This is a genomic window from Akkermansiaceae bacterium (assembly GCA_019634595.1).
In the GTDB taxonomy this organism is placed as follows: Bacteria; Verrucomicrobiota; Verrucomicrobiia; order Verrucomicrobiales; family Akkermansiaceae; genus Luteolibacter.
The window spans coordinates 542,770-569,386 of the sequence record JAHCBC010000002.1; the positions used below are offsets into that span (position 1 = coordinate 542,770).

Sequence of the window (26,617 nt, forward strand, 5' to 3'; positions counted from 1 at the left end):
AGGTTTCATTTCAGCGGATCTCCACCGTGCTGCCGGGGCGGATGATGTTCGGCAGGCGGATGGCGTCCCAGTTCGCCAGACGGATGCAGCCCGCGCTGCGTGCGCGGCCGATGGTCTCCGGGTCGGACGTCCCGTGCATGCCAATGCCGGAGCGGCTGGTGCCGCACCAGATGACGCCCACCGGGCTGTTGGGGCCGGCGGGGATCATGAGCGCGTTGGAGCTGCGCTTCCCGGTTTTGAGCAGGGATTCGTCGTACCGCCACCACGGGAGGACCACCATGTTTTTCAGTTCCCATGTGCCGAAGCGGATGAACTTCGGCTGTCCCGGGGTGATCGGGAAGGAGGCGACCAAGCCCTTGTTGCCACGTTTGGGGACGGGTGCGGCGTTCGGATTGTCGGGATCCGCGACGATCAGGGCGACCGGGGTTGCCTCGAAGATCCGCACCTGGTTGATCTTGGTATCCACCACCACGTGGCGCGCGCTCAGGTTGGGGTCCGCCTCGAATTTCGTTTCGACGAGGGCCTCCGCATGGAAGGGAGTCACGTTCGGCACCACGATGCTGTCGCGGGCCTTGAGGGAATAGATTTTTTTTCCGGGATTGAGCGCGACGAGGTAGGGGACATCACAGTGGTAGCGCTCTGACATGAACTCAGCGATGCTGCGGTAGGACATGCGCTTCCGCTTCGCTTGTTCGCTGCGGGAGGTGGGCAGCGTGGGATCCACCCAGTCCTTTACGGAGTCCGGCACCACGGCCGTGGCGAAGGGATTGGGGACAGCCTTGCGGGCGGCCTCCATCACCGCGTGCCAGTCGTCCGACGGGTGGCCGTTGACTTCATTCCACGCGAGCACCGCCAGCTCCGTGAAGCGGCCCGGCTTGCCATCGACGATGCCCGGGCCGAAATGGTTCTGATCAAGGAAAATCTGGAGCCGCACCGCATCGTCGCCGGTCGGTTTCCCTTCGGCGGAGGGCAGCGGGCCATCCAGTGCAGCGGTGGCCGGAGCGGCCTTGGATGGCGCGTTAGGGTCGCCCTCGGCGGGCAGCGCCTTTAGCACCGGATTCGGCTCCGGCACCGGTTGGGCGGTGGCGAGTGCGGTGAAGCCGGAGATGACGGCGAGCAGGGTGAGTCTCAACATGGAGGGATTCGGTGGTTAGACGGGGGCGGTGGAGAAAGATTCGAGGCGGCCGGAGATGGCGGCGGGGACCACGGCGCTGACCAGGATGTCATCCCCCTCATAGTCGGTGGAGAGCACCTTGGCATCCCGGTGCAGCAGGCTCACCAGATCCGCCCGGTGCTGGGGGATGCGGTAGTGCTGGCGGCGCACGCGGTCAGCAAGTTCACGGGAGCAGGCTTTCAGGATCTCATCCATGCCCAGGCCGTTGCGGGCGGAAACATGGAGGGCATCCGGGAACTTCAGGCGGAGTTCGGCCAGCGCTTCCGGGTCGGTGACGGCGTCGATCTTGTTCAGGACCGTGACCACGCGCTTTTCCTCCGCGCCCAGTTCCTTGAGCACTTCCAGCGTGGTGTCGTGGAAGCGGTGGATCTCCGGTGCGGTGGCGTCCAGCACATGGATCAGGAAATCCGCCAGCACGGCCTCCTCCAGCGTGGCCTTGAACGCCTCCACCAGCCGGTGGGGAAGGTTGCGGACGAAGCCGACCGTATCGGTGAGCAGCAACGGCTGGCCGTCCGGCAGCTCGATGCGCCGGGTGGTGGTGTCCAGAGTCGCGAAAAGCATGTCCTTCGCCAGCACTTCGGCGCCGCTCAGTTGGTTGAGCAGGGTCGATTTGCCGGCGTTCGTGTAGCCGACGATGGCGGCATGCGGAGTCTCCAGGCGCTCGCGTTCCTTGCGCTGGGTTTTCCGCTGCTTGCGCACGGCTTCCAGTTCCCGCTTCGCGCGGTCGATGGTGAGGTGGGCCAGGCGGCGGTCGATCTCGATCTGCTTCTCACCCATGCCCCGGGAGGCTCCGCCACCGGCGGCACCGCCGGAACCCGCGCCCTCGCGGTCGAGGTGCCCCCACATCCGGGCCAGCCGTGGCAGCGCGTACTGCATCCGCGCCAACTCCACCTGCAGGCGGGCTTCCTTTGTCTGCGCCCGCTTCGCGAAAATATCCAGGATGACCTCCTCACGGTCGATCACGCAAAGGTCTGCCAATTTTTCCCACTCCCGCTGCTGGGAGGGGTAGAGCGCGTTGTCGAAGACGATGACATCGCACTCATGGGCCTTCGCCAGTGCCACGATCTCATCCGCCTTGCCGGTCCCGCAGAGGAATTTCTTGTGCATCTCCCGGCTGCGCGCGAGGACCGACTCCACGACCTCGATGCCCAGCGTACGCACCAGTTCCCCCAGCTCCTCGAGCAGGGATTCCGATTCCGCCTCTTCGCGCGGGTCGAAATAAAGGCGCACCAGCAAGGCGCGCTCGACCATATCGGGTTTCTGTCTGACCTCGAACATCCGCAGGATTCCTACCACCGGTGGGAAGGTGGTGCGATGCGAATTTTTCGATCCGGATGGGGATCAGCGCCGCGACATTTCCCGCAGCCAGCGTTCGTGCGCCCAGATGCCCCAGACCACACCTGCGAGGCCGATGGTCAGGAGGAACGTCGGCAGGACAAAGGCCAGTTGAGCCAGGGAGTCTCCGGAAAGATCCAGCATCCCGGCGGCCAGCAGATGGGTGCGGAACAGCACGATGAGACGGGCTGCCAGGAGGGCGATGGCACCGGCTGCCATGGTGGAGCCTCCCCAGGATTTCCGCTGTTGGGCCAACCGGACCGCGGAAAGGCTGATCAGGCCGAGGCCGATCACTCCGAGACAGTCCATGAGAAAGCTGCCTTTGACGATGGTCTCAAACAACAGGCTCATGGACGGATACCGTGGGGGAATCGGGTGATACGGTGGCTGCAGCCTTCCGCGGGACGGGCTGGGGGAGAATCTTCGCGTGCATGGCCACGCCGATGCCGAATACCAACCAGCCGGTGTTCATCAGCACCAGCCGCACCGTGTGCCAGGCGAGTGCGACTTCCATATTGACGGTGTGCGGGTTGTGGATCGACTCGATCAATCCGGCCTCATAGGCGGGGAGAACCACGGCATAGCCGGCACCGAGCATCAGGCTGCCGGTGATCATCAGCCGTGTGGACCATTCCCGGGCGGTTCCTGCCAGCCGGAGCACGAAGACCACCAGCGAGATGCCCATCACGATCAGAAAGACCGGCCGCGCCGCGTCAATCGATGCAAGGGTTCCTATCGCTCCAGCGGCCATTCGGACCTACGTGATCACGTTATAACTCATTGAGCAATAATATATTATAAGGCAATACCTTGATTTCAATCCATCCATAAAATAAGGATGTATGAATGGATGGCTGGATGCTGAAATTGAGTTTTTCCTAAAGAGGTTCCCCGGACTCCTAGAGGTCAGAGGAATGCTCGACGTTGCAGAACCCTTCCCGCGCCTTGGATTTCGGACGAAATGAAGGCCTTGATCCCGGACGGGATGGGTTTCGGACATCTGATAATTTTTTATGGCAAGGGGGCTCGCCGGGCTGTCCTCGCGCGGCGAGAAGGGGGACTCCCAAGCGATCCGTCATGACCGCCCGTCCAGCAAACCCCTTGCGTCCTGTTGGAATTCCGCCTAAGCCCCGTCCCGTCATGAGCGAAGCCGCCCCGCAGCAGCCCCAATCCACCGAAGCCGAACTGATCGCCGTCCGCCGTGAGAAACTGGCGAAACTGCGCGAGCTGGGTGTGGATCCGTACGGTGCGCGCTTTGAGACCACCACGACTCCGGAGGCCCTGCGGGCTGAATTCACCGAAGGGGTTCAGGTCAAGGTGGCCGGTCGCCTCACCGCCATCCGGGACATGGGGAAATCCGTCTTCTTCCAGATCGCGGATGTGCACGGCTCGATCCAAGGCTACCTCGGCATCAAGGGTCTGAGCGAGGAAAAGGCCGCCGCCTGGAAGTGCCTGGACCGGGGTGACTGGATCGGCATCGAGGGAGAGACTTTCATCACCCGGACCGGGGAGCCGACCATCAAGGTGGCCGACTTCACCGTGCTTTCCAAGGCGCTGCGCCCCATGCCGGACAAGTGGCACGGCGTCGCCGACCGCGAGATCAAGTACCGCAAACGCCACCTCGACCTGATGGGGAATGAGGAGAGCGCGAAGCTGTTCGTGACCCGGTCGCTCATGCTGGCGGAGATCCGCCGCTTCTTCCAGGACCGTGGTTTCCTGGAGGTGGAGACGCCGATGTTGCAGGACGTGGCCGGTGGCGCAGCCGCCCGCCCGTTCGAGACGTTCCACAACGCGCTCGGCATGCCGCTGACCATGCGCATCGCGCCGGAGCTGTTCCTCAAGCGTCTGCTGGTCGGGGGGTTCACCAGGATTTTCGAACTCAACCGGAACTTCCGCAACGAGGGCATCTCCCGCCGCCACAACCCGGAGTTCACCATGCTGGAGGCTTACTGGGCCTTCTCCGACTTCACCGAAATGGCGGATCTCGTCGAGGAAATGACCTGCCATCTCGCGGAAAAGTTCTGCGGCGGCCTGAAGATCGAGCACAAGGATGAGGAGGGCAACGTGACCCGCACCATCGACCTCAGCCGTCCTTGGAAGCGCGCGCGGTATGATGATCTCATCGCCGGAGCCGCCGGTGCGGACTTCTTCACCATCACGCCGGAAGGCCGCCGCCAGCGTTGCGAAGAGCTGGGCGTGCAGATCTCCCCGGAGATGGAGGATCATGAGGTGGTCCAGCAGGTCTTCGAGAAGCTGGTGGAGGAAAAGACCTTCGACCCTTGCTTCGTCACCCATGTCGCCAGCGAGCTGGTGCCGCTGGCGAAGGTCTCACCGGGCGGCAAGACCGTGGAGGTCTATGAGCTCATCATCAACGGCCAGGAGATTTCCCCCGGCTACTCTGAACTCAATGATCCGGATGTCCAGCGGGAGCGCCTGGAAGTCCAGTCCGGCGAGGAGACGCACAAGATCGACTATGATTTCATCGAGACACTGGAGCATGGCATGCCACCCGCCGGGGGCATCGGCATCGGCATCGACCGTCTGGTGATGATGCTGACCGGCGCGCCGACCATCCGCGACGTGGTGCTGTTCCCGCTGCTGAAGCGGAAGGAGTAGGGAGGGTGGACATTGCGGCAGAGCCGCTATGTCCGCTTCGTTCCCATTCTTGTGCCCCGGCGGCAACGGAAACCATCAGCAGAGGCACTTTCTGATCCGCGTCCCTCATTCTCCATCACGACGGATGATGGTGGGTTCCCACGCATTCGCCAATGCCGTCGAGGGACAGGAGTGTCCCTCCTCCTTACTGCCTCAGTGCTTCAGCATCCGCTTGGCGGTGGACTCATCCAGCAGGCGTACGGCGGAAATTTCCGGCAGGCGGGCCTCCAGGATCTGGCGGGCGGTCTCCAGCGCGGGATAGGGTGTCCGGCGGAACTCGACGATGCGGGTGTCCGAGTCCCAGGTCACCCATGCCGCCCGCTCGTCCAGGTCGCGTGGCTGGCCGACCGAGCCGACCAATACCGCGCAGACCGCGCCTTCCGGCAGCAGGATCTTGGAGTAGTCCACCCGCTTTGCGATCACTCCCGCGGATGAGCGGCGAGTGAAAAACGTCTGCTGGTGGGTATGGCCGAAGAAGCCGATGCCGTAGCCCTTTTCTTCCAGGATGTCCATGGTGGGAGCCGCGTCCCCTGAGGTATGCAGGTAGGGCCAGGTTTCCGCGAAGTGCAAAGAGGCGTGGCTGAGGATGCCACCGGGAATCTCCATGTAACCGGGCAGTTCCGCCAGCCAGCGGGCATTGTCCGGGCTCAGGGTGCGCGCCGCATGGACCACGCCCGCCCACACCGGATTGTGGGTCCAGCCGTTGCCGCCGGGGATGTTCTCCTCATTGGCGATCACCGCGTTGGTGTAGTAGTCGTGGTTGCCCAGCACGCTGCGGCCGCCGTGGTGGCGCACCAGATCCACGCATTCCTCAGCCTTGGCGGCGTAACCCACCGTATCCCCTCCGAAATAGATCTCCGTGATCCCGGACTTCCGCACCTCTTCCAGAACCGCGGTCAGGGCCGGTAAATTTGCGTGGATGTCAGAAAGAATCGCGATTCTCGGCATTGCCAAGACCATAGGGGGGAGGTCCAGCCCATGCCAAGAGCGAGATTCTAAAAAAAATCCTTGCCCGCCCGCGGGGGTCGTGTTCTCTTCCCCGCCCCGTCCGAAAAGGCGGGGCTGAATTCTTTTCCCTATCCGGCCATGGCCTACGCAGTGATCAAAACCGGCGGTAAGCAATACCGCGTCCAACAAGGCGACACCCTCGACGTCGAGAAGCTCGATGTCGAAGTCGATTCCGAAATCACCTTCGATGAGATCCTTCTCTTCGGCGAAGGCGACAGCGTGAAAATCGGAGCCCCTTCGGTTGCCGGCGCTTCCGTCACCGCAAAGGTCATCAGCCAGGTCCGCGGACCCAAGGGCGTCGCTTTCAAATTCAAGCGCCGCAAGGGTTTCCACAAGACCATCGGTTTCCGCCGTGCACTCACCCGCCTGGAGATCACCTCCATCGCAGGCTAATCCTGAAACTTCCCACCCTCTCCTGACATGGCCCATAAAAAAGGACAAGGTTCCGTCAAGAACGGACGCGACTCCCGCAGCAAGCGCCTCGGCGTGAAAAAGTACGGCAACCAGGCTGTCATCGCCGGTAACATCCTCATCCGCCAGCGCGGAACGAAGGTGCATCCGGGTGTCGGCGTCGGCATCGGCCGCGACCACACGCTCTTCGCCCTCGTCGATGGCCGCGTCGCCTTTGACCGCGAAGGCCGCCGTGTGAACGTCGTCGCCGCCGCTGCGAACTGAGATCAGGAATTTCCTGAATTTTCCAAAAGCCGCTTCCTGGAAAGGAAGCGGCTTTTTTGTGGCTGGCCCATATTGGCCCAACCAAAGGAGCGCGGCGACATGGGGGCCTGACTACGGCCAATCTCTCGCCGCAAACCGTTGCCGGAGCATCTTGCCACGGTCTTTGATCCATGACCGTATCCGGATGGGGCATACTATTTTTGAAACACTCTGAGGGGTGAAATTTTGGATTTGCCGATCATCGCTTCAGGCTGATGATCGGTGCCTTTTGGGCATTTATCATTCCCTCCACCCTCAGCGATAGACATTCGGCAGTCCTTTGCCGCGCTTTTTGAATCGTCGGTGCATCCAGAAGTATTGTTCCGGCGCGCGCTGGATCTGTTCCTCGATCAGGCGGTTGATGCGGATGGCGTCCTCATTCGCGTCATCGGTCGGGAAATTTTCCAGGGCGGGCAGGATCTCCAGCCGGTAGCTGCCATCCGCCATGCGGAAGCCGAAGTAGGGGACCACGGCGGCCCCGGACATCTGGGCGATCTTGCTGGTGGCGGTGTTGGTCAGTGCGGGCACGCCGAAGAACGGCAGGATGGCGGCGAACTTGCTCTTTTTCCCCTGGTCCGGGGCATACCAGATGGTGGCGCCATCCCGGAGGCCGCGCAGCAGGCCGCGCAGGTCATCCATGGGGATGGCGGGCTTCATCTTGGCCACCCGGTGCTTGAACATCTCATGGGCGATGACCCGGTTGTCCGGCTCCCGGTAGAGGCCGCCCATGGGGATGTTGTCCACGAAGAAGCGTCCACAGATTTCTAGGGTGGTGAAATGGGCGGTCAGCAGCAGGACACCGCGTCCACCTTCGGAAGCGGCTTCCAGATGCTCCCGGCCGACGATGCTGAACGACGGCAATTTTTCATCGGGGCCCCACCAGGCCATCCCGGTTTCAAAAATTCCGATGCCCATCGATTCGTAATGGGCGAGTGCAAGGGCGCGGCGCTCCGCAGGGGACTTCTCTGGGAAGCACAACTCCAGGTTCACGGAGACGATCTTGCGCCGCAGCCGGATCACATGGAAAATGAGCCGGCCGAAGAATTTGCCAAGCCGCACCTGCGCGGGCCATGGCAGCTTGCATAGCTGCCGGAAAAGCCACACACCCGCCCAAGTGGGCCAGAGGGTGGGGCTGTGCAGGGGGACGGATCGGTCGCGGGACGCCATGGCGGTTACGCCTTTGCTCCGTAGAGCTGGGGATTGAGCGCCGGGTCGTTGTACATCTTGAACTGGTAGTAGACGCCGAAGGTCCGGCGGCCGGCGGCCACTTCATAGAGCAGTTCCGACAGGCTCTGCGTCAGGTCCGACCGCTGGAGGCGGATGCGGGCCAGCTTGGCGGAGCAGTTCGAGCGATGGGCGTCGTCCACGTCCGTCCGCACCGTTTCCTCGTGCATGTGGAAATCCTTGAGGGCGAGGATGGAAAGCCGGTCGATGATCATGCCGGGAGTCTCCGAGTTCCGGGGGACGCCGGATTCGGCGGGTTCCAGTTCGTTGACCAGCACCTCGTCCATTTTCTCGATGAAGTTGTTCCGTTCCTGGTTGTAGCGGTCGATCGCGCGCTTCGCCTGGTGGACCCGTTCCGATCCCAGATCATCCCGGCGGGCGATGTCCTCCTCATGCCAGAGCTCGAAGTTCCGCTGATGATTTTCCTGCACGAGCCGGAGGAATCCCTCGCCGGCGGCGGCGGGTGCGACTTCATGCCAGCGGGCGGTGAGGTCGAGCTGGAGGGCTGCGATTTCGTTGGGATCGAATTTCATCATGGGCTGGGAAGCGGCCGTTTGTCGGTCGTGGCGGGGCTTTAGGATTGCAGGCCCGGTGGGGGGAGGCAAGCCTGCGTCCGTGCCCGGAAACGAGAAGCCCGCCACCCCGAAAAGCCTGCTGGTCATCAAACCGTCGTCGCTCGGTGACATCGTCCACGGCCTCCAGGTGGTGCAGAATGTGGCCCGCCAGTGGCCGGACTGCCGGATCACCTGGGTGGTGAGGGACCGCTTCGCCGGATTGGTGGAGGCCGCCCCATTCGTCCACGAAACCATCCACTACCACCGGAAGGAAGGCGTCCGCGGGCTGTGGAACGTGATGAAGACGCTGCGCGGCCGGAAATTCGACCTCGCCTGGGACATGCAGGGCCTCGCCCGCTCCGGGCTGATGATCGCCGCCGCGAGGGCGCGGCAGAAGTGGGGCCGTGCGGACAGCCGCGAAGGTGCCTCCCTTTTCTATGATGAAGCCGTGGATCTGCCCGCAGGAGCCGGACCGCACCATGCGGTGCCGATCCTCCAGGGCTTCCTGAAGGCGGCGGGACTGGAACAGGAGATCCAGTACCCGCTGGAACTCAACGCCGGACCGTCTTTCCCATGGGCACCCTTTTTCGAGGAGGATCCCCGGAAGCTGTTCGTCATCTTCACGGACAGCCGTGGTGTGGGCAAGGAGTGGCCGAAGTTCGGCCAACTGACGCACCTGATCTGGCAGCACATCCCCGGCAGCCGGGTGGCATGGTGCGCCGGAAAGCCGGCCTCTCCCGGCGGAGACATCCCGGAAGGGCGCTTCCTCAACCTGACCGGCTGCCCGATGGATGAGATGATCGAGCTGGTCCGCCAGAAATCGACCTTCATCGGAAATGACAGCGGGCCGATGCATCTTTCCGCGGCCCTCGGCAACCGGGTGCTGGCCATTTTCGGCCCCACTTCGCCCTCGCGTTTCGGCCCGTGGCCGCCGGGATCCCCTCGCACCGAGTCGGTTGTGGCTCCGGGTGGGGTGCTGATGGACCTGACCCCGGAAACGGTGCTTGAAGCGGTGGAGCGGCTCATCTTCCGCTAGATGATCGCAGGTTGCGCGGAGCATCCGCCCGGCTTACGGTTGTTAGATGAAGGCTTGTCTCGCACTGCTGGTTCTCGCCGTGCTGCCGCTGCATGCGGAGACGACGAAGAAGAAGGCCGCGCCTTCAAAACCGAAGACGACGGCCACGACCAGCACCACCAAAGCAAAGGCGGTTCCGGCGGTGAAAAAGCCCGCCGCATCCACCAAGACCCCGGCGGAGAAAAAAGTCACCAAGCCGGACGGAAAGGTGACACCACCTGCCGGGGACAGCGCGCCGACGGAAGGCGCGGAGGCGGGAAAGAAAAGCCCGCACGGACCACCGGCGGTCATCGCCGCCACTGACCTTCTGGATTTCGACACGCTTCCGGAAGACCGCAGGAAGCTGATCGAAGGGGCGATCCGTGTGGCGAAGGAATCGCCATGGCTTCCCTACAAGTTCGGCGGATCAAGCCCGGCGGATGGCGGCTTCGACTGCTCCGGCGCGATGTATTTCGTGATGAACAAGGCGGGCCTGAAACCGCCGCGCACCTCCGCCGACCAATACCTGTGGGTAAAGGAAGCGGGTGGCCTCCATGAGACGTCGGGCACCGCGTTGACGTTGGAGCATCCATCCCTAGCGGCGCTGAAACCGGGGGACCTGCTTTTCTGGGAAGGTACTTACGCTCCGTCCGATGGACGGCCGGTGAACATCACCCACGTGGCCATTTATCTGGGCCGGGAGAAGAAGGACAAGCGGCCGGTCATGATCAATGCGACGGACGGCCGGTCCTACCGCGGCAAGCAGGCGAACGGCTATGGCGTGTATGATTTTTACCTGCCGAAGGAAGGTGGCAGGGCCAGATTCGCCGGATACGGAGCGCCGCCGGGAATCGAGGAGATCAAGGACGGAGCGGGGGGAACTCCGTGAGCGCGTGCATCGCCTCGTTGAAATATAGGTGGCTGCGGCGGGACGCCGAAGCCACGGTCCTGATGGCATTCCAACAGGCTCTCATGGGGTCATGTGCATCATGTCCTCCGATTCCAACCGGCGGGTATGACCTTCGTTCGGTTCCTGGACCACGGGTGGCGGCAACTCTCCGGTGATGGTTTCCAGAATCCTGCGGGCGACCGGACCCGCCACACCGGCACCGGATCCCGCGTGCTGCACCATGACGGCGATGGCATAGCGGGGTGCCTCCGCGGGGGCAAAGCCGGTGAACCAGGCGTTGTGGGATCTATGTCCCTTGAGCAAAGTTTGGGCGGTGCCGGTGGTTCCGGCGATCGCGACTTTTTCGCTCCGCATCCGGAAAATGGTGACACGCTCTTTCATGCCTTCCTGCAATTCCTTGATGCGGCTCTCCCTGATCTGATGTTCCCGGAGATCCGCCGACCACGTGACGGGCGAGGCCATGTCGAGCCGGGGAACAAAGACCTTCCCGCCATTGGCCACCGTGGCACTCATCGAGGCGATCTGGAGAGGTGTGGCGAAAGAGTAACCCTGGCCGATGCCCAACATCACCGTATCCATCTGATACCATCTGCCATCCGTGCGTGCACGTTCGGGGCGGTCCGGAGACGGGTAGAGGCCCGGTTGCTCCCGATTGAGACGGATGCCGGTTTTGCGTCCCAGGCCCAGCAGGCCGGCGGTAGCAGCGAGATCCGTGATGCCGACATCCAGGGAGAGCTGGTGGAAGTGGGAGCCGCAACCACAGGCCAGAGCCTCGCTGAAGTTCTGGTCACCATGGGATTCCTTGCTCTTGTTATGGAGCCAGCAGTTCAGCTCATGATTTCCGACTTTCACGGGGGCGCATCGGTACCGCTTGTGCTCGATGTTCCGCCGCGAGGCTGCCAGGGATGTGACGATCGTGAACGTGGAGCCTGGTGAAAATTCACTGATCGCACGGTTGAGGAATGGTTGTGTCGGATCCCGGGAGAGATCCTGGAAGTTCTCCATCTCATGGAAGCCAGCCGGATCAAATGACGGGACCGACGCGCTGGCCAGCACATCGCCGTTCGCAGGGTCCAGGATCACCACCGCGCCACGGCCGATGCCGGACTCCCGCAGCGTGCTTTCCACCACCGACTGGATGCGGGCATCCATGGTGGTCTTCACATCCTGCCCGGCCTGGAGTTCCGCATCATAGGACTCCTCGATCCCGGCGGTCCCTTTGCCACCGGCTTTCGGATTGCTCACGCCGATAAGGTGGACACCAAGTGCCTTGAATGGATGATGGCGAACCTTTTCATCCCCTTTGGTTTCCGCGAGGACGATGCCGTTGCGGTCGAGGATCCGCCCTCTCACGGCGGGTTTCATGATGAGGTCCGCCGCGCCGAGGATGGCGAGCGGGGCCGCCAGCAGAGTCGCCAGCAGCACGATGTTCCCAGCCCCACGCGGGGAGAGGGGGCGGCGGTTGAGCGTGCCATCCAGGATGCCGCGGATGCGCCGCTCCAGTCCGCTTTCACGCAGCATCATGGTCGCGGGGAGAAGGGCGGAGGCGGAAGGAAGATTGGCGGAGAAATCCAGCATCTCATCCGCATAGTCCGGCGCGGTGATGCCATGGGAGAGGACGAGGTCATCGCATGCGCATTCCTGCTCGGCGCGGAGCTGGTGGTGCGCCACCCAGGCGAGGGGGTTGAACCAATGGAGCGCGAGGGCGAAACGGGCGATGAACAGCGAGGCCGGGTCGTGCCTGCGGAGGTGGGAGAGTTCGTGCAGCAGGACGATGCGCAGCTTTTGTTCCGGCCATGAGGCGGCGGAAGCGGGCAGCAGGAGGCGGTGGCGGAAGACTCCCCACACCATGGGCATCCTGTCTTCCTGGGAAATCAGGACATTGATCTTCCGGTGGAGGCCGTGTTCCCGGGCGAGTGAGACGACTGCGTCGTGAAGTGGTCCCGCCTCGCAGCGGATGGCACGCCTGCCCAACCGCCGGAGCAGAAGCATGCCGCCAAGGGAGAACGCCAGCATGATCGCCGTGCCGCCCAGCCAGACCATGGCGGCGGCTTTTTTCCAGGAAAGGTCCGCCACTGTCTTCGTGGAGGCGGGGGCTGCCGCCTCTTGTGCGGGCGCCGACGACGGAAGGGGCAGCACCGTCTTTCCGGACGGAGCCGAGCTTGCATGGATGGAAGTGGGATAGACCGGCTCAGGAAGAGGTGCCACCGCCTGCGGGTCCGGCTGCCAGCGTGGCACCACCTTCCACTTCGGGATGACCGCCGCTGCCAGTGGGATGACGATGGCAGCCACCAACGTGCACAGAAGCACATGGTGCCTGGTGGCGGCGGAGGCGGCGCGCATCAGCAGGACCACGGCGCAGCCGGCGGTGAGGATTGCCAGGCCGCGCAGGGCGGTTTCGAGGGACAGGATCTCGGTCGGGTTCATGGGTTGCCTTTCTTCCTGGAGTCTTCGATGAGGGCCTTCATCCGGGCGAACTGCTCCGCGCTGACGTCCCGCTTCTTCGAGAAATGCGCGGCCAGCGCCTCGTCCACCGCGCCACCGAAGAAGGTGTCCAGCACGTGCTGCAACGCCTGTAGGCCCACCCGCGCCTTCGACTGCACTGGCAGATACACCACCTCCCGGCCTTCCTGCCGGCGGTTGAGGAATTTCTTCTCCTCCAGGATGTGCATCATCCGCCGCACCGCCATGGGCGTGGGGGGATCCGGCAGGCCCTCGGCGATCTGGTTCACCGTCGCCTCACCGAGCGAGAACACCAGGTCCATGATCTGCCGCTCACGGCGGCTGAGTTCCGATAAATCCGACATGCGTTAATTTCTTAACGCATGTCCGTGTGGCGGCAAGCCATTTCGTTAAAAAATTAACGGATGCGGGAGTGTCCCGCATCCATCCAAAAAAAGAGGCGGCAGGCAACCATGTCGCCTGCCGCCTGTCGGAACAAAGAGGGATTACTTCTTCAGGATGCGGACGGCGTCCACGATCACGAATCCGTCCGCGCCTTCGTTGCTGATGACGACGGAGATGCGCTGGTCTTCCTTGAGGCTGAGTTTGGTGACTTCCGTCCAGATGCCGTCGATCTTCGGGGCCGGGCGCTGGTCCACGGTGTGGGCCGAGGTCTGGTCCCCCACGATGATGTCCACCTTGGTTTTGGTGGAGCGGTTGTTGTTCGGCACGCCGGCGATCTGCACGGAGTATTCCCCTTCCTCCAATGAGGTGAGGTCGAAGGTGGCCTTCGCCTTGCCGTCCTTGGCCGCGCCGTCATGGCGGTAGCCGTCGTCAACGCCGCCGGGGATGATGCTCACTTCCCAGGTGCCTTCGAACCTTGCCTTCGAGTCATCGACGACGACGCCGTCCATCTTGGCGGAGGCGTTCGCCCCCGGACGCTTGCCGCTGGAGGCGTGGTCGAGGACCTGTTTGTCAGCAAGAAGGCGCTCCTTCAGCTTCGCGTAGTCCACCTTCTGGAGGGAGACGCCGTCCTTGATGGCGTGCATCACGGCGGTCGCGCCGCTCTGGCCGAGGATCATGAACACCGGCTCCATCCGGATGCTGCCGAAGGCGATGTGGCTGGAGCTGAGGGCGATGGGCACCACCAGGTTCGATGCCTCATCTTCTTTAGGGATGATGGACTTGTAGCTGATGGGGTAGGGCCTCACGCCGACCTCGATGTTGCCTTCGTTGCGGGCGTGGCCGTCCTTCGTCACGTAGCGCTGGGTGTTGTGGGAGTCCATGTTGTAGGCGCCCATGCCGACGGAGTCCTCCGCGCGCTCGAACTGCTGGCAGTACTGCTGCGTCATCACCACGTCGGAGATCATCCGCCGGCCCTCACGGACGTAGAGCTGCTCCTGCCAGCCACCGCCTTCCGGGAACTCGTCCTTGGTCATGCCCCACTTGGAGACGATGTTGCGGACCTTCTCCGGCACGCGCGGGTGGTTCGCCAGCGACCACATCAGGCCCTGGTGGTAGTTCAGGTGGGCCTCGCGGATCTGCTTCCGCTCGTCATAGGAACCCTGCGGCCATTCGTAGTTCTGGCCGATGAAGTCGGAGGCAACACCGTCGCGGTTGTTGGTGTCCGTCTTCTTGTTTGGCATGGAGGAGTTGATCCACGGGGTGCCGGCGTAGCCCGCCTCGTAGTTGCGGAAAAGCAGCTCGTACCATCCCTCGTTGTAGGGTTCCGGCTTCTTGAAAGGGATCCGGTTCGGGTCATGGTTTGTCAGGCACATGCGGAAGCAGTAAGCCTGGATGCGGTGGTCGCTGGCGTATTCCTCGCCCGGGCCTTTCGGGTCGATCCCGAAGAGGAGGCCGCTGGCCGGATCACCCGGCTTCACGTAGGGATCGACGCCTTTGACAATCTGGTGGTGGGTGGACTTCGCGATCTGGACGCCGTTGAGGGTCTCCCCGTAGATGGCCTTGCCCTCGCGGCCGATGGTGAAGCCCACGCCCGCCACTGCGAGCAGGTCACCCTCATAGGTGGCGTCCATGAACGCCTTGCCCTCATATTTCTTACCGGACTCCATCACGATCGCCGTGATCTTGTTGCCCTCTTTGACCACGCCCTTGCCGACGGTGCCGGGCTTGGCGATCCAGAAGCCGTCGCCGCGGTCCGTGGCCTTCCCTTCCCCGGTACGGTCCAGGCGCTCGTTGTAAACGATCTCCAGGTTGAACTCCTTCACCCAGTTCTTGTAGATGCCCAGCGCCGCGCTCGGCTCGAAGCCCCACTGGGTGTCCTCATGCGCTTCGGTGACGCTCTGGCCGTCTCCCTTGAAGTTGCCTTCCGGCTGCGGCATTGCCGTCCAAGCCTCCGGCCGGGCATACCATGATTTCACGTCTTGGTAGAATTTACGGGAAATGCCGCCGATCACCTGCTTGTTGCCGATGTCCGTCTGTCCCAAGCCCCCCGTGGTCAGGCCGCCGATCCGGTCCGTCGGCTCGATGATGATTACGGATCCGCCCATTTTTTTGACCTGCACCGCCGCCGCAATCGCCGCCGAGCTTCCACCGTAGATGACGAGGTCATGGACCTCCGCCGCGCCCGCCATCGCACATGATAGCGGCAAAATTTTGAAAATCAGAGACTTGTGCATACGGAGAAACTTGTAGTTCCAGATTATGGGTGCGTCAAGGTAACGATCGTTTGAAAGCGCCTGGCAACCAGGACTCCGGGTCCATCGGGAAACTGCAAAAGTAACGACACTTACGAGGTTGAAATGTGCGGCAAATGGTCCAAGATTGGCTTCTCAGCTCATTTTCTAAAAAAACCCCTATGAAAAATTCCGGCTCCCAACTGACCCGGGCGGCGTTCATTGCCCTCGGGTCGTCCGTGGCGTTATCGCTGCCACCCAGTGCCCAGGCACAACCTTCGTCCGCTTTCATTTTCGAGAATTACGACAACAACCCGACCGGGCGGGTGTTCCCGAACATTTCGACGATTTCGACCACCGCCACCTTCACGGGCGGCTATGGGTTGTCGGGGCGCTACACGTCAGGAGGAACGGCTTACAACGATGCCTTTCTGATCGAGGAAGGCGGTCTTCAGTTCGGAGCGCTGGCGCCGACGACCGCGGGAAAGAAGCTCCGCGCCAATGCATTCAACGCCAATGCGACCGCGATGTTTGTCAACATTGACGGGGGGCGGGCGGCGGGTGACACCTCGTTCGATTACTATCACCGGGTGTATTGCAGCTATCTGATCAATTTCAACCGGATCAGCACGCTGGCCGCGGCGCGGGCCGAAGTGCGCATCGGAGGCAATGCGACGAGCGCCTTCGAGATGCACGTGGACGGGCCGGCCAGCCCTGCATCCACCACGCTGGCCCAGCCGCGTCTGGGCTACCAACTGAACAATTTCAAATCCGCTCCCAGCCCCGCGACCCAAGGGTTGTCGGTGAACACAACCTATCTGATGGTCGGAAGGTTCACCCAAGTGGGGAATTACCTAGGGGCGAGCGGAAACTTCATTTTCGCCAATAATTCGAACAGTCTGGTGCTTCCGTCCACCGTTACCGCCTTCCCCAGCGGTTTGGAAGTGGGCCACCTCATCAAGGGTGATCCCGGTGCCGGAATCCCGGACAACTCGATCGTCACCGGCCTGGTGACCACTACTGAAGGCAGTGTCACCACCCGGACGGTTCTCATCGACAAGAACACGACCGCGGCCTCTCCGATGACCACGGACGAGACGCCGGTCCCCATCCCGGTGACGCTCAGCACCGCCACTATCGTCCAAGATCGTACTTTCACCTCCGTCGCACGGACGACGGCGGGCAGCAATATCCTCTCCAACCTTCCGTCGGGGCACAGGCTCGCCGTCGGGCAGATCGTGACTCATGCGAACCTCCCTCCAGGCACCATGGTGACCGGTATCTCGACCGCCACCTCCGTCACACTGAATAACCAAGCGACCATCACCGCGTCCGCCGACATCACGGTTACGTTGAGAAGCATCAATCCGGTGCGGGCCGAAATCACGTCAGGATCCCTGACCCTGACGGTGGATCGCATTCCCGAGATCGTTGAAGGCCCCAACTCGATTCCCGGGATCAGGGAGGGCCAGCTGGTTGAGGGGCCGGGTATTGACGAGGGTACCGTCGTCACCGCAGTGAACCATGAAACCCGGGTCATCACCCTCAGCAAGCAGACGACCGTCTCCGGTTCAGGTGTTGCGGTGAGATTCTTCGCCCGTTTCGCCGTTGCGGACATGTGGGCGCTCACGGAGGCGCAGTACGCCAACTTCATCGCAGCGGGAGGGACGGATGCCGTGTTGAATGCAGCGACGATCGGCAGTGCCGCCAACCAGGTCACCGTGAGGATTTCCGGCATCCAGTCGGTGGGAAGCTGGGAGTTCAACCAAGGAAAGAGATTTGAGATCGTGGCACACGGAAGCTCCGGCTCCCCCCAGACCTTCTTCCTGGATGAAATCCGTTATGGATGGAACATGCAGGCGGTTACCAGAAATACCCCCTATCTCGCCCAACCGGTTTCAGAGCCGAACACGGCGGGGGATGACATGAGCAGGAATTTCCTCGAGGTGAATGACGATGGTTTCGGTTGGAAATCCGGCTGGTACGAGGTTGAGGAAACCACGGGCACCCCGGGAGCTTATGTTTCCAGCCAAACCGATGGCGGCCCGCTCACGCCGGGTTCCGGAAGTTATCTGCAGATCTACCACCGGCCGGCTGTCAGTGCGGATCAAGGCACCAGAAGGAGACCGAACCCTGCGGTGGTGGACATGAGCCAGCCCTATACGGTGAAGTTCGACTACAAAACGGTCAGCGGCGATGGTGTGACCCAATTCGGAGACCGGATCCAGATCGGTGCGGACGGCCCCGCCGGAGTTGGGAGTAATCTCGGTCCGAATCCCTCGGATGCCACCAACCTCACTTGGTTGGTGGGCGTGGTTGGGGGAAATGACGGCACAAACCGCGTTTTCAATAGTGATGAAACGACGAATCCTGACGGAAATGCCAAGAATATCAACGTCGGCGGGGTGCCACATTGGTATTTCTTTGATTTCGATGCCGCGAATTTCATCACTCCCGCGACCCCGAACTATTTTGTTCCGAGAAACATGCAGAGCAGCGGTGTTCCCTACCAAGCGGGAATCACCTATTCGTTCCAGATCGAGGTCAACCCGCTGACCAACACCTACAAGGCCACGGTGACGGACCGGAGTCCCGGTGGCAAAACGGGGACTGTGTCCTATCTGAAGTTCCGCCGGCAGGTACCCGCCCATACCCTCTTCTGGGGAATTTCAAAACCCGCCAACAAGAGTCGTGTCGCTGCCTTGGACAATCTCCGGGTTTCCCAAGGGGTGCCCTATGTGGATCCGTTCCCGGAGTGGGCTGCGACTCCGGGCTTCGGCGTGCCGAGCGGATTGCGGGGGCGCAATGTCGATGCGAACGGCGACGGCCGCCTGAACTTCCTGGATTTCGCGCTTGATGGGAACCCGATGAGCGGTGCCCGCAACGCGAAGGAGATCCACGCGATCAGCAACGTGGGTGGGACGAACTACTACACCCTCACCATCCCTGTCCGAATCGGAGCGACGTTCAGTGCGACCACCGGCCCGAGCATTTCGACCCAGGTCGATGGCATCACCTACCGGATCCAGGGCAGCTATGATCTGACGAACTGGACGACCGGCCCGGATGTGGTTCCGCTGGCCTCGCCGCTCACCACCACCCCGGCCCTCAGCAGCGGATGGGAGTACAAGAGCTTCCGCCTGTCCTCCTCCACCACCGCCCAGCCGAAGGCATTCATCCGCGCGGTGGTGGACAACACCGTCACCCCTTAGTCGAGGAGTCCGCTGGACTTGAGCCAGTCTCCCACACGATCCGGCCAACTGTTCACCGGTTGGCCGGATTTTTTCATGCCATAGCCATGGCCGCCCTTCGCGTAGATGTGGAGTTCCGCGGGGAGGCCCAGCTTCTTGTATTCCAGATAGAGCAACGCGCTGCCTGCGGAGGTGATGCGGTCGTCATGGGCATGGACCAAGCAGATGGCGGGTGATTGTGGGGTTACGGCGAAGTCCGGCTTGAGCTGGAAGGAATCCTTCTCCGTCAGGTAGGCGGGATAGACGGGGATCGAGAAATTGGGGGTGGCATTCTCCGCTTCCAGCGCGGCGTCGCGCTGGTAGGTCCGCTCGTTCGCATGCAGGGTGGTCATCACACAGAGGTGGCCGCCGGCGGAAAAGCCCAGGATACCGATGCGGTCCGGCTTGATGCCCCACTCCGCCGCGCGGTGGCGGACGATACCCATCGCCCGCTGGGCGTCCTGGAGCGGGATCTCCCCCTGCTTGGTCCCCTTGCGGTCGGGCACGCGGTATTTCAGCAGCACGCCGGTGACGCCCAGGGTGTTCAGCCACTCGCAGACCTGGGTGCCTTCGTGCTCGATGGCGAGGATGTTGTAGCCACCGCCCGGGGCCACCAGCACGGCGGTGCCGTTCGGTTTCTCCGGCTTGTAGATGGAGATGGTCGGGTCGCTCACATCCGTGACCCGCAGCACGTCTGTCTCGTTCTTCGGCGGGATGGACTTCTCCGGCCCCATGGTGAATCCGGCGGGTTCCGGGGCGCCATCCGGCCACAGTTTGACGACGACGGGTTCGGCGGCCTGCAGGGCGCAGGCGGACGCGAGGAAGAGAAGCGGGATGAGTTTCATGGGAAGGGTGCCATACGATCCCCTCCCATTCCATCCTTCAAGCAATCTCAGCGCCCGGCCTCCGCCAGTGCGGCGATCTCCTCCTCCGCCAGCGCCCGCTTGAACACGGCCAGGCCGCCAATGGTTCCGCCGAAAAAATTCCCCCAGGAGCCGCCGCGGTGCACCGCGCCTACGGTGAAGTCGGAGCCGTCCGCGCCGCCGTCGAAGAGGCCGTCGGCATAGGGAAGCGGATTCCGCTGTTCCCAGGCATCCAGCTTTCCGTTCACGAAAACGCGCGAAGCCTTTCCGTCATAGCTCATCGCCAGACACTGCCATTCGCCGAGAGGGATCTTCGTCGCTCCGCTGGAGTAGGTGATGCAGTACTTGTTGCCGGGGGTGCCGCCGCCGATGGCGGAAACATGGCCGTGGATTCGGTTGTCCACCGGGTAGCGTTTCATTTCATCTGCCCGGGTGGCGGTGGGTGCGTTGAGGAAAAGGCAGTATTGCCGCTTCGCGCGGGTTTCATCCCACAGTCCGGCGATGGCCTGCCAAGCCTGCTTGTCGCGGCGCTTCACCCATGCCACCACGGTCACCTGCGCTTCCTTTCCGTGGAGATCGAGCGGCCCCACGTCCTTGCGGTCGATCTGGAAACGCTGGCCGTAGGCGATTTCCGCGGCGTGGGGGCCGAAGACCCCGCCCTCCACGCGTGCGACCTCGCCCTTCTTCTCCACCAGCGAGAGTGCCTGCGTGCCGCCCTTGGAGACGCGGGGGCTGCCCGCTGGTTCCTGGAAGTCCCAGAAGGCGATGAGATCCGGCGTCTTCAGCACACGGTCGGCATCGCCCGCGCACGCCATGCCGCCCAACAACACCAGAAAAGATCCGACCAGCAGTTTCATCCGGGAAGCTTGCATGATTCATGGCGTCCGCACAATCACCCGGAAGTGGCGTAGCAAGGTTTCCCCATCATGGGGGTTACTCTGGGGATTGAGGATGATTACCACTGATTTCACTGATTTACTGATTGAGAATGAGGATAATATTTCCGGAATGCTTCTGCTCCCATGCAGGATTTCTTCTGGAATCAGTAAATCAGTGAAATCAGTGGTATCGAAATCGGCCCATATCCGTTCGGACCCGAAATGAGGGAACTTGGGGTGGCGTCCGTGGCCGCTGGACAAGTCCGCCACCAGCAGCCAGAACTCCGAACATGCGAATCCTTCCCATCATCGCCGCGGCAGTTGCCGCCATCTCGCCACTGCATGCCCAGGAGCAGGCAAAGGCCAATGAACTGTCCGTCCGTGGCGGACTGCCGAACTTCTTCGACAAGCTGAAGAAAGGGGAGGAAGTCCGCGTCGGCTACCTGGGTGGCAGCATCACCGCCGCGAACGGCTGGAGGGTGAAATCCCTCAAGTGGCTGAAGGAACAGTATCCCGACGCGAAACTGTCCGAGATCAACGCGACCATCGGCGGCACGGGTTCCGATCTGGGGGTGTTCCGTGCCGACCAGGATGTCATTTCGAAGAAGCCGGACCTCTTGTTCGTCGAGTTCGCGGTGAATGACGGTGGCCCTGCGGAAAAGGTCCAGCGCTGCATGGAGGGGATCGTCCGGCAGACCTGGAAGGCGGACCCCACGACGGACATCTGCTTTGTCTATACCCTGTCCGAGCCGATGCTCCCGGCTTACAAGGATGGGAAATTCACCACCGTGGCGACCGCCATGGAGGGTGTGGCGGACCACTACCGGATCCCCAGCATCGCCTTCGGCCCGGAGGTCACGAAGCAGGTGCTGGACGGCTCCCTCATCTTCACCGGCAAGCCGGACCCGGCGAAGCCCGGCCAGCGCTTCTTCACCGGCGATGCCGTCCACCCGAATGATACCGGCCATGAGGTCTATCAGACCGTCATCGCCCGCAGCCTCACCGCCATGAAGGACTCCGGTACCGGTGGTCCGCACAAGCTCGCCGGGATGGAACCGCTGCGCGCGGACAACTGGGAGAACGCGAAGATCGTCCCCATCACCCAGTCGATGCTGAAGGGCAAGTGGACCAAGCAGGATCCCACCCAACCCGGACCGGCGAAAACATTCCATAACCGTGTGCCGGAACTCTGGAAAGCGGAGGAACCCGGTGCCTCCATCGAGTTCATCCTGGAAGGAACGGTCGCGCAGGTCTATGGACTGGTTGGCCCGGATGGCGGGGAAGTGGAGATCAAGGTGGATGAACTGGCTCCGAAGAAGGCGCTGCTCTTCGACAAGTACTGCACCTACCACCGCCTCGGGAAGATGGACCTTTTCTCCGCCCCGTCCGCCGACCGCCACACGATCTCCGTGACGCTCACCGCGAACATGCCGGACAAGGCGAAGATCCTTTCCGAGGAGAACCGCAAGAAGATGGAGGCGAATCCGGAGCCGTATGCGAAGGCGGTCTGGTATGCGGGATCCCTGCTGGTGCTGGGTGATGTCGCGGAGTGATGCCGCCGCCTGTTTCCTGATGATGAAAGCCGCGCTGTTCCTGTTTCCCGCTGTTTTCCTCGTTTCCTGTGCGGGACCCGGCGGCACCACCGCCAGTTCCCCGCTGGTGCTGCTGCCGGCGGAGCCGGAGAAGGGCACGGTTTTCAAATACTACCAGCCGCGCGCCGAATCCCCACGACGGAACAACTGGGCCGCCCCGCTCGATTTCTCCGGAGTCTCCTGGAATGATCCGAGATGCGCCACGCTCATCTCGCCTTCCCATGTGGTGATGGCCGCGCATTTCATCCGCGACGCCCATACGCCGGCCATGTTCCATGACCGGCTGGGCCAGCCGGAGGAGCGGTTCATCGTCTCCCACAAGGTGCTCACCGGTGTCGGCGACATCGCGGTGGGGAAGCTGAACATGCGCCTGCCGTCCGGATACAAGGCCTACCGCTTCGCCAACCCGGCGGACGTCACACCGGGTACGCCCGTCATCACCACGGACCAGACGCTCACCGCTTCCATCCACCAGGTGCGCGGGGTGTTCGGGAAAGGCATCGCGTTCGACTGGGTGCCATCCCTCGACCCCATCTACCGCCGGAATCTCATCCCGGGGGACAGCGGTCATCCGACTTTCATCCTGAAGAACGGGGAGCTGCTGCTGGTGGAGACCCACACCACCGGGGGGCCGGGTGCCGGGCCTTTCTACGGTGACCCGGAGGTCCAGCAGGCGATCCGCGCGGCGATGGCCGAGCTGGGGGATTGAGCGTGGCTCATGGAGCCACGCCCGCCAGTTTGTCGGGATTCCGGACGATGTAGATGGCCTTCAGCTTTCCGCCGCCGAAGGCGAATGTCATCGCACTGAGATTGCCGTCGCCGCCGCGGATGATGACGCCGGGCGATCCGTTGATGCGGACGAACCTCGCTGGCGGCGGGCTGTCCGGATGGAAGCGCCGCAGGCCGATGAACATGCGGCCGATCTTGTCCGGGCCGTGGATCGGCAGGATGGCGGCGCGCACCTTTCCCCCGCCATCGCTGTAAAGGACGGCATCCTCCGTCAGCATGGCGATCAGTTCCGTGAGTTCGCCGGTCTGCGTTGCCTGGATGAATTCCTTCACCAACCGCTCCGCCTCCTCGGTGGCGGTGGGTTGGGCCTCCTCGGCGCGGCTCAGGCGGGTCTTTGCCCGCGACACCATCTGGCGGCAATTCGCGGCGGACTTGCCGACGATCTCCGCGATGGCGTCGTAGTCGTGGCCGAAAGCCTCGCGCAGCAGGAACACCGCCCGCTCCACGGGCGACAGTTCCTCCAGCATCATCATGAAGGCGGTGCCCAGAGAGTCGGCCAGATCAACGGGGGAGCCGTCATTTTCCCCTATGATGGGTTCCGGCAGCCAGGTGCCCACGTACTCCTCCCGCTGGCGGCGGGCGGAGCGCATCTGGTCGATGCACAGGCGGGTGAGCGCGGTGGTGAGCCAGGCCTTCGGCTCCCGGATGGTTGAGGTATCCTCCAGCCGGTGCCAGCGGAGGTAGGTTTCCTGCACCATGTCCTCCGCCTCCGCCACGCGGCCGAGCATGCGGTAGGCGATGCTGAAAAGCAGGGCGCGGCACTCTTCGGGGGCTGACATCGTATCGCGCGGTTGGGGTTCACTGCAGCGGGGCCACGGGCAGGCGGAAGCCGACGCCGAAGCGATTCCACGCGTTGATGGTGGCGATGGCGAGGGTGATCTGCGGGATCTGTTCCTCGCTGAAATGGGCGCGGAGTTCGGCGAAATCGTCATCGGTCACACGGCCGCCGGGAAGTTCCGTGAGCAGCTCCGTCCAGCGCAGCACGGCCCGCTCCGCCGGGGTGTAGAGGTGGCGGACTTCCTGCCATACCGGCAGGAGGTTCAGCCGCTGGATGCTCTCCCCGCCTTTCAGCAGGTCGTTGAAATGCATGTCCATGCAGTAGGCGCAACCGTTGATCTGGGAGGCGCGGAGCTTGATGAGTTCGTAGAGCTTCGGGTCGATGCCCGAGGAACGGACGGCGCCTTCCAGAGCGATCATGGCCTTCATGGTGTCCGGCGCGGTTTTCCAGTGTTCGATACGGGCCTTCGGAATGGTGGCTTCTTCGTTCATACAACCTGATGACGGAACAGCCCGTGGGTTTGTGACAGGGGTGGTGGGAAATTTTCCGGCTCCGTGCCGGGATATGGAATTCTGTTTCCTCCACCCGTGGTTGGTCATAGGATGGCGGGACGTGAGTGGTACGACGACGAAGGGACAGATGCTGGTGGCCGCGCCGGTCCGGTGGGATGAGGCCTGCTTCTCCGTGCCGGCGGTGAGGGCGCTGGTGGCGTCCGGCCTGGCGGTCGGCGTGCTCTGCGAGGAACGGCAGGTGCCTTTCTGGGAAAGGCTCACCGGCATCCGTGTGACCGGCTTTCCTCCGAAGCCGGATGTGAAGAAGCTGGCCGCCGGGCTCGCGGGGGACTGGTCCGCTGCCCTGATCTGGGAGCCTGGCATCGCGGCGGACATCATCGTCCGCGCGCAGATCGCCAAACGCATCGGGCCGGAAAGCAAGGGCCTGCGGAAGGTGACGACCCATCCGGTGAATCTGGCGAAGGAACCCGGGCCGGTGGAACACCGCGTGCGGCTCTACCTTTCGCTGGTGGAGAAGCTGGGTGTCATCACGTCACGGCCGGAGTTTTTCGCTGCTTTGGAAAGCGTTGCGCCTCCCGTGGCCGGGAACGTCATGCTCTGCCCGGACTCCGACCTGGGCGTGACCTATGAGTGGCCGCTGGAGCGTTGGGTGGAGCTGGCCGGTGCGCTGAAGGAGGAGGGGGCAAAGCTGACCATTGCCGGGCTTTCCGGCACCCGCGGAAAGGGCAGGCTGCTCGCGGAAAAACTGGGGGAGAGCGAACGGTTCCTGGAGGCGCGGCCACTGGCGGGCGCTCTCGATCTGTTTGCCGCGCATGAGGTGGTCATCGCGGCGGAAAGCTCGCTGCCCCATGTGGCCGCCTTTGCCGGGGCCACCTGTGTGACCCTCTTCGGTCCCGGGGATCCGACTTCGCGCAGGCCGCTAGGCAGGCAGCACGGCATCGCCCGCCGCCATGTGGAATGCACGCCCTGTTTCCTCGAAAAATGCCCCATGGATCTGCGCTGCCAGGAGGAACTGGACGTGCAGCGGGTGATGGGTGTGGTGGGGGCGCTGTAGGGATTGCCACGACGCTACCCTTTCACCGGCGTGATTTCCGTGCCGCGGCGATCTGGGCCATCAGGCGGTGGAGGATGAGGCGGTGGTCGAGGCCGGTGGTGACCAGGGCCTGGTCGGCGGTGAGTGTCGCTTCCAGCACCTGCTGGAGTCCGCCCAGCTCGAAGTTCCCGGCGCTCTGGACCGCGAGGAAGATGGGGAAGACGTTCACGCCGGTGCCGTCCTTTTTCTGTGGCAACCACGCGCGGTCCGCCTCCGGCAGCCGGTTCAGCCCGCCGGCGAACGATTGGTAGTTGCCCGCCGGGATGTTGAGTTTCTCCACGATGAGCTTCGCCATGTAGAGGTTGCGGATCGTCGGGATCACGGATGCGCGCATGATGCCGATGGCGGATTCATCCGCCTCAAGTTGCTGGTCGATCAGCTCGATGGCGCGGAGGGCGTCGCCTTTCTGGATCGACTTCCCGATTTCGAAAACGACGGCGGCCCGGCTCAGCGGCACCATCTGACGGACATCCTCCTCCGTGACGGTGCGGCGTTCCTCGCCTAGGAAAAGATCGAGCTTCTCCAGCTCATTGCCGATCTGCTGGGACTGCTCGCCCGCGAGCAGGACGAAGAGTTCCAGCGCTTCAGGCTCGAACTTCAGGCCGAGTTCGGCGGAGCGCTTCGAGACGAGATGGCCCACCTGGTCCATCCAGTCGTCGCGGGAGGTGTCGATGCGGTCGTAGGTCTGCACGTCCGCCGCTTTTTCGATGAACTTCCAGAAGCCGCGGCGCTTGTCCACGCCCATGGCGGTGAGGAGGAACTTCACGCCGTCCGGCAGACCCTTTTCCAGCGTGGCACGGAGGGACTCGATGCCGGCCTCCGTCCGTTGGGACCGGCCGGTTACCGTGTCCGAGAAAAAGTTGGCGTTGCGCAGCCAGACCACCTTGTCCCCGCCGAACATGGGGATGGTCAGCAACGCCTGCACGGTGGAGGCGCAGATCTCATAGGCGGAGTCCGAATTGTCAGCGATGCCATCGATCGTCTCATGGGTGAAGCCATCATCCAGGCCGCCGGTCAGATCGTTGTGGAGGTGCAGCGCCTTTTCCCGGACCAAGCCTTCGTCCGTGCCGACGATGGCGAAGAAGTTGCCGGATTTCGGGGATGCTTTCGGTTTGGCGGCCACGGCGGGAGATTGGACGGTGCGCGCCGGACATCCAACTCCGAAGGTGTCCCGCC

General features: G+C 63.0%; 24 protein-coding genes. 9 read left to right on the forward strand and 15 right to left on the reverse strand.

What is annotated here, in order from left to right:
- Window positions 1–10: 10 nt before the first annotated feature.
- The 4 genes from KF712_08065 to KF712_08080 form a co-directional block, all read right to left on the reverse strand.
- Window positions 11–1,135 (reverse strand): L,D-transpeptidase family protein, encoded by a 1,125-nt coding sequence (locus KF712_08065; GenBank protein ID MBX3740930.1) that lies wholly within the window; start codon window positions 1,133–1,135, stop codon window positions 11–13.
- Between the two features lie 15 nt (window positions 1,136–1,150).
- On the reverse strand, window positions 1,151–2,452 hold the full coding sequence (gene hflX, locus KF712_08070; GenBank protein MBX3740931.1) for a GTPase HflX: 1,302 nt from the start codon (window positions 2,450–2,452) through the stop codon (window positions 1,151–1,153).
- Window positions 2,453–2,515: 63 nt separating this feature from the next.
- Window positions 2,516–2,860, reverse strand: a complete 345-nt coding sequence (locus KF712_08075) for a hypothetical protein (GenBank protein ID MBX3740932.1) — start codon at window positions 2,858–2,860, stop codon at window positions 2,516–2,518.
- Window positions 2,844–3,260: a hypothetical protein gene (locus tag KF712_08080; GenBank protein ID MBX3740933.1), complete on the reverse strand. Its 417-nt coding sequence runs from the start codon at window positions 3,258–3,260 to the stop codon at window positions 2,844–2,846. The genes KF712_08075 and KF712_08080 overlap by 17 nt, the downstream gene beginning before the upstream one ends.
- Before the next feature lie 389 nt (window positions 3,261–3,649).
- Here KF712_08080 and lysS point away from each other — a divergent pair, with 389 nt between their 5' ends.
- On the forward strand, window positions 3,650–5,125 hold the full coding sequence (lysS, locus tag KF712_08085; protein ID MBX3740934.1) for a lysine--tRNA ligase: 1,476 nt from the start codon (window positions 3,650–3,652) through the stop codon (window positions 5,123–5,125).
- A 192-nt stretch (window positions 5,126–5,317) separates the two neighbouring features.
- Here lysS and KF712_08090 read toward each other — a convergent pair whose 3' ends face one another.
- Window positions 5,318–6,112: a metallophosphoesterase gene (locus tag KF712_08090; protein ID MBX3740935.1), complete on the reverse strand. Its 795-nt coding sequence runs from the start codon at window positions 6,110–6,112 to the stop codon at window positions 5,318–5,320.
- 138 nt (window positions 6,113–6,250) lie between these two features.
- On the opposite strand from KF712_08090, the gene rplU reads away from it, so the two are divergent.
- A complete protein-coding gene (rplU, locus tag KF712_08095) occupies window positions 6,251–6,565 on the forward strand; it encodes a 50S ribosomal protein L21 (GenBank protein ID MBX3740936.1) in 315 nt (104 codons plus the stop codon).
- A 27-nt stretch (window positions 6,566–6,592) separates the two neighbouring features.
- Window positions 6,593–6,847, forward strand: a complete 255-nt coding sequence (gene rpmA / locus KF712_08100) for a 50S ribosomal protein L27 (GenBank protein ID MBX3740937.1) — start codon at window positions 6,593–6,595, stop codon at window positions 6,845–6,847.
- Between the two features lie 294 nt (window positions 6,848–7,141).
- Here rpmA and KF712_08105 read toward each other — a convergent pair whose 3' ends face one another.
- Both KF712_08105 and KF712_08110 read right to left on the reverse strand, forming a co-directional pair.
- Window positions 7,142–8,053 (reverse strand): hypothetical protein, encoded by a 912-nt coding sequence (locus KF712_08105; protein MBX3740938.1) that lies wholly within the window; start codon window positions 8,051–8,053, stop codon window positions 7,142–7,144.
- 5 nt (window positions 8,054–8,058) lie between these two features.
- Entirely contained in the window at window positions 8,059–8,643 is a 585-nt protein-coding gene (locus KF712_08110; protein MBX3740939.1) for a DUF4254 domain-containing protein, read from the reverse strand.
- Between the two features lie 82 nt (window positions 8,644–8,725).
- Here KF712_08110 and KF712_08115 point away from each other — a divergent pair, with 82 nt between their 5' ends.
- Together KF712_08115 and KF712_08120 are read left to right on the forward strand one after the other, a co-directional pair.
- On the forward strand, window positions 8,726–9,700 hold the full coding sequence (locus tag KF712_08115; GenBank protein MBX3740940.1) for a glycosyltransferase family 9 protein: 975 nt from the start codon (window positions 8,726–8,728) through the stop codon (window positions 9,698–9,700).
- 46 nt (window positions 9,701–9,746) lie between these two features.
- Window positions 9,747–10,607, forward strand: a complete 861-nt coding sequence (locus KF712_08120) for a C40 family peptidase (protein MBX3740941.1) — start codon at window positions 9,747–9,749, stop codon at window positions 10,605–10,607.
- Window positions 10,608–10,688: 81 nt separating this feature from the next.
- On the opposite strand, the gene KF712_08125 is transcribed toward KF712_08120, so the two are convergent.
- The 3 genes from KF712_08125 to KF712_08135 all read right to left on the reverse strand — a co-directional run bounded on the left by KF712_08125 (window position 10,689) and on the right by KF712_08135 (window position 15,682).
- On the reverse strand, window positions 10,689–13,055 hold the full coding sequence (locus tag KF712_08125; GenBank protein MBX3740942.1) for a hypothetical protein: 2,367 nt from the start codon (window positions 13,053–13,055) through the stop codon (window positions 10,689–10,691).
- Window positions 13,052–13,435, reverse strand: a complete 384-nt coding sequence (locus tag KF712_08130) for a BlaI/MecI/CopY family transcriptional regulator (GenBank protein MBX3740943.1) — start codon at window positions 13,433–13,435, stop codon at window positions 13,052–13,054. The genes KF712_08125 and KF712_08130 overlap by 4 nt, the downstream gene beginning before the upstream one ends.
- Window positions 13,436–13,576: 141 nt before the next feature.
- On the reverse strand, window positions 13,577–15,682 hold the full coding sequence (locus tag KF712_08135) for an FAD-dependent oxidoreductase (protein MBX3740944.1): 2,106 nt from the start codon (window positions 15,680–15,682) through the stop codon (window positions 13,577–13,579).
- A 206-nt stretch (window positions 15,683–15,888) separates the two neighbouring features.
- On the opposite strand from KF712_08135, the gene KF712_08140 reads away from it, so the two are divergent.
- Window positions 15,889–18,918 carry a hypothetical protein gene (locus KF712_08140; protein MBX3740945.1) on the forward strand — a complete coding sequence of 1,010 codons (3,030 nt, stop codon included), beginning with the start codon at window positions 15,889–15,891 and terminating at the stop codon, window positions 18,916–18,918.
- Here KF712_08140 and KF712_08145 read toward each other — a convergent pair.
- Together KF712_08145 and KF712_08150 are read right to left on the reverse strand one after the other, a co-directional pair.
- A complete protein-coding gene (locus KF712_08145; protein ID MBX3740946.1) occupies window positions 18,915–19,781 on the reverse strand; it encodes an alpha/beta hydrolase in 867 nt (288 codons plus the stop codon). The two genes, KF712_08140 and KF712_08145, sit on opposite strands and share 4 nt — an antisense overlap.
- Window positions 19,782–19,828: 47 nt before the next feature.
- Window positions 19,829–20,656, reverse strand: a complete 828-nt coding sequence (locus tag KF712_08150; protein MBX3740947.1) for a LamG domain-containing protein — start codon at window positions 20,654–20,656, stop codon at window positions 19,829–19,831.
- 311 nt (window positions 20,657–20,967) lie between these two features.
- On the opposite strand from KF712_08150, the gene KF712_08155 reads away from it, so the two are divergent.
- A complete protein-coding gene (locus KF712_08155) occupies window positions 20,968–22,230 on the forward strand; it encodes an SGNH/GDSL hydrolase family protein (protein ID MBX3740948.1) in 1,263 nt (420 codons plus the stop codon).
- The gene (locus KF712_08160) at window positions 22,217–22,978 is read left to right on the forward strand and encodes a hypothetical protein (GenBank protein ID MBX3740949.1); all 762 of its coding nucleotides are present in this window, start codon (window positions 22,217–22,219) and stop codon (window positions 22,976–22,978) included. The genes KF712_08155 and KF712_08160 overlap by 14 nt, the downstream gene beginning before the upstream one ends.
- Before the next feature lie 7 nt (window positions 22,979–22,985).
- Here KF712_08160 and KF712_08165 read toward each other — a convergent pair whose 3' ends face one another.
- Together KF712_08165 and KF712_08170 are read right to left on the reverse strand one after the other, a co-directional pair.
- On the reverse strand, window positions 22,986–23,837 hold the full coding sequence (locus KF712_08165) for an RNA polymerase sigma-70 factor (GenBank protein MBX3740950.1): 852 nt from the start codon (window positions 23,835–23,837) through the stop codon (window positions 22,986–22,988).
- Between the two features lie 19 nt (window positions 23,838–23,856).
- Entirely contained in the window at window positions 23,857–24,327 is a 471-nt protein-coding gene (locus tag KF712_08170) for a carboxymuconolactone decarboxylase family protein (GenBank protein MBX3740951.1), read from the reverse strand.
- A 121-nt stretch (window positions 24,328–24,448) separates the two neighbouring features.
- Here KF712_08170 and KF712_08175 point away from each other — a divergent pair, with 121 nt between their 5' ends.
- Window positions 24,449–25,402 (forward strand): hypothetical protein, encoded by a 954-nt coding sequence (locus KF712_08175; GenBank protein MBX3740952.1) that lies wholly within the window; start codon window positions 24,449–24,451, stop codon window positions 25,400–25,402.
- A 22-nt stretch (window positions 25,403–25,424) separates the two neighbouring features.
- Here the strand turns inward: KF712_08175 and KF712_08180 are convergent, their stop codons facing one another.
- Window positions 25,425–26,564, reverse strand: a complete 1,140-nt coding sequence (locus KF712_08180; protein MBX3740953.1) for a hypothetical protein — start codon at window positions 26,562–26,564, stop codon at window positions 25,425–25,427.
- Window positions 26,565–26,617 lie beyond the last annotated feature (53 nt).

Bases quoted from the DNA above. Each gene is read 5' to 3' on its own strand.
- KF712_08065 (MBX3740930.1), bottom strand. From the start codon at position 1,135: ATGTTGAGACTCACCCTGCTCGCCGTCATCTCCGGCTTCACCGCACTC.
- hflX (MBX3740931.1), bottom strand. From the start codon at position 2,452: ATGTTCGAGGTCAGACAGAAACCCGATATGGTCGAGCGCGCCTTGCTG.
- KF712_08075 (MBX3740932.1), bottom strand. From the start codon at position 2,860: ATGAGCCTGTTGTTTGAGACCATCGTCAAAGGCAGCTTTCTCATGGAC.
- KF712_08080 (MBX3740933.1), bottom strand. From the start codon at position 3,260: ATGGCCGCTGGAGCGATAGGAACCCTTGCATCGATTGACGCGGCGCGG.
- lysS (MBX3740934.1), top strand. From the start codon at position 3,650: ATGAGCGAAGCCGCCCCGCAGCAGCCCCAATCCACCGAAGCCGAACTG.
- KF712_08090 (MBX3740935.1), bottom strand. From the start codon at position 6,112: ATGCCGAGAATCGCGATTCTTTCTGACATCCACGCAAATTTACCGGCC.
- rplU (MBX3740936.1), top strand. From the start codon at position 6,251: ATGGCCTACGCAGTGATCAAAACCGGCGGTAAGCAATACCGCGTCCAA.
- rpmA (MBX3740937.1), top strand. From the start codon at position 6,593: ATGGCCCATAAAAAAGGACAAGGTTCCGTCAAGAACGGACGCGACTCC.
- KF712_08105 (MBX3740938.1), bottom strand. From the start codon at position 8,053: ATGGCGTCCCGCGACCGATCCGTCCCCCTGCACAGCCCCACCCTCTGG.
- KF712_08110 (MBX3740939.1), bottom strand. From the start codon at position 8,643: ATGAAATTCGATCCCAACGAAATCGCAGCCCTCCAGCTCGACCTCACC.
- KF712_08120 (MBX3740941.1), top strand. From the start codon at position 9,747: ATGAAGGCTTGTCTCGCACTGCTGGTTCTCGCCGTGCTGCCGCTGCAT.
- KF712_08125 (MBX3740942.1), bottom strand. From the start codon at position 13,055: ATGAACCCGACCGAGATCCTGTCCCTCGAAACCGCCCTGCGCGGCCTG.
- KF712_08130 (MBX3740943.1), bottom strand. From the start codon at position 13,435: ATGTCGGATTTATCGGAACTCAGCCGCCGTGAGCGGCAGATCATGGAC.
- KF712_08140 (MBX3740945.1), top strand. From the start codon at position 15,889: ATGAAAAATTCCGGCTCCCAACTGACCCGGGCGGCGTTCATTGCCCTC.
- KF712_08145 (MBX3740946.1), bottom strand. From the start codon at position 19,781: ATGAAACTCATCCCGCTTCTCTTCCTCGCGTCCGCCTGCGCCCTGCAG.
- KF712_08150 (MBX3740947.1), bottom strand. From the start codon at position 20,656: ATGAAACTGCTGGTCGGATCTTTTCTGGTGTTGTTGGGCGGCATGGCG.
- KF712_08155 (MBX3740948.1), top strand. From the start codon at position 20,968: ATGCGAATCCTTCCCATCATCGCCGCGGCAGTTGCCGCCATCTCGCCA.
- KF712_08160 (MBX3740949.1), top strand. From the start codon at position 22,217: ATGTCGCGGAGTGATGCCGCCGCCTGTTTCCTGATGATGAAAGCCGCG.
- KF712_08165 (MBX3740950.1), bottom strand. From the start codon at position 23,837: ATGTCAGCCCCCGAAGAGTGCCGCGCCCTGCTTTTCAGCATCGCCTAC.
- KF712_08170 (MBX3740951.1), bottom strand. From the start codon at position 24,327: ATGAACGAAGAAGCCACCATTCCGAAGGCCCGTATCGAACACTGGAAA.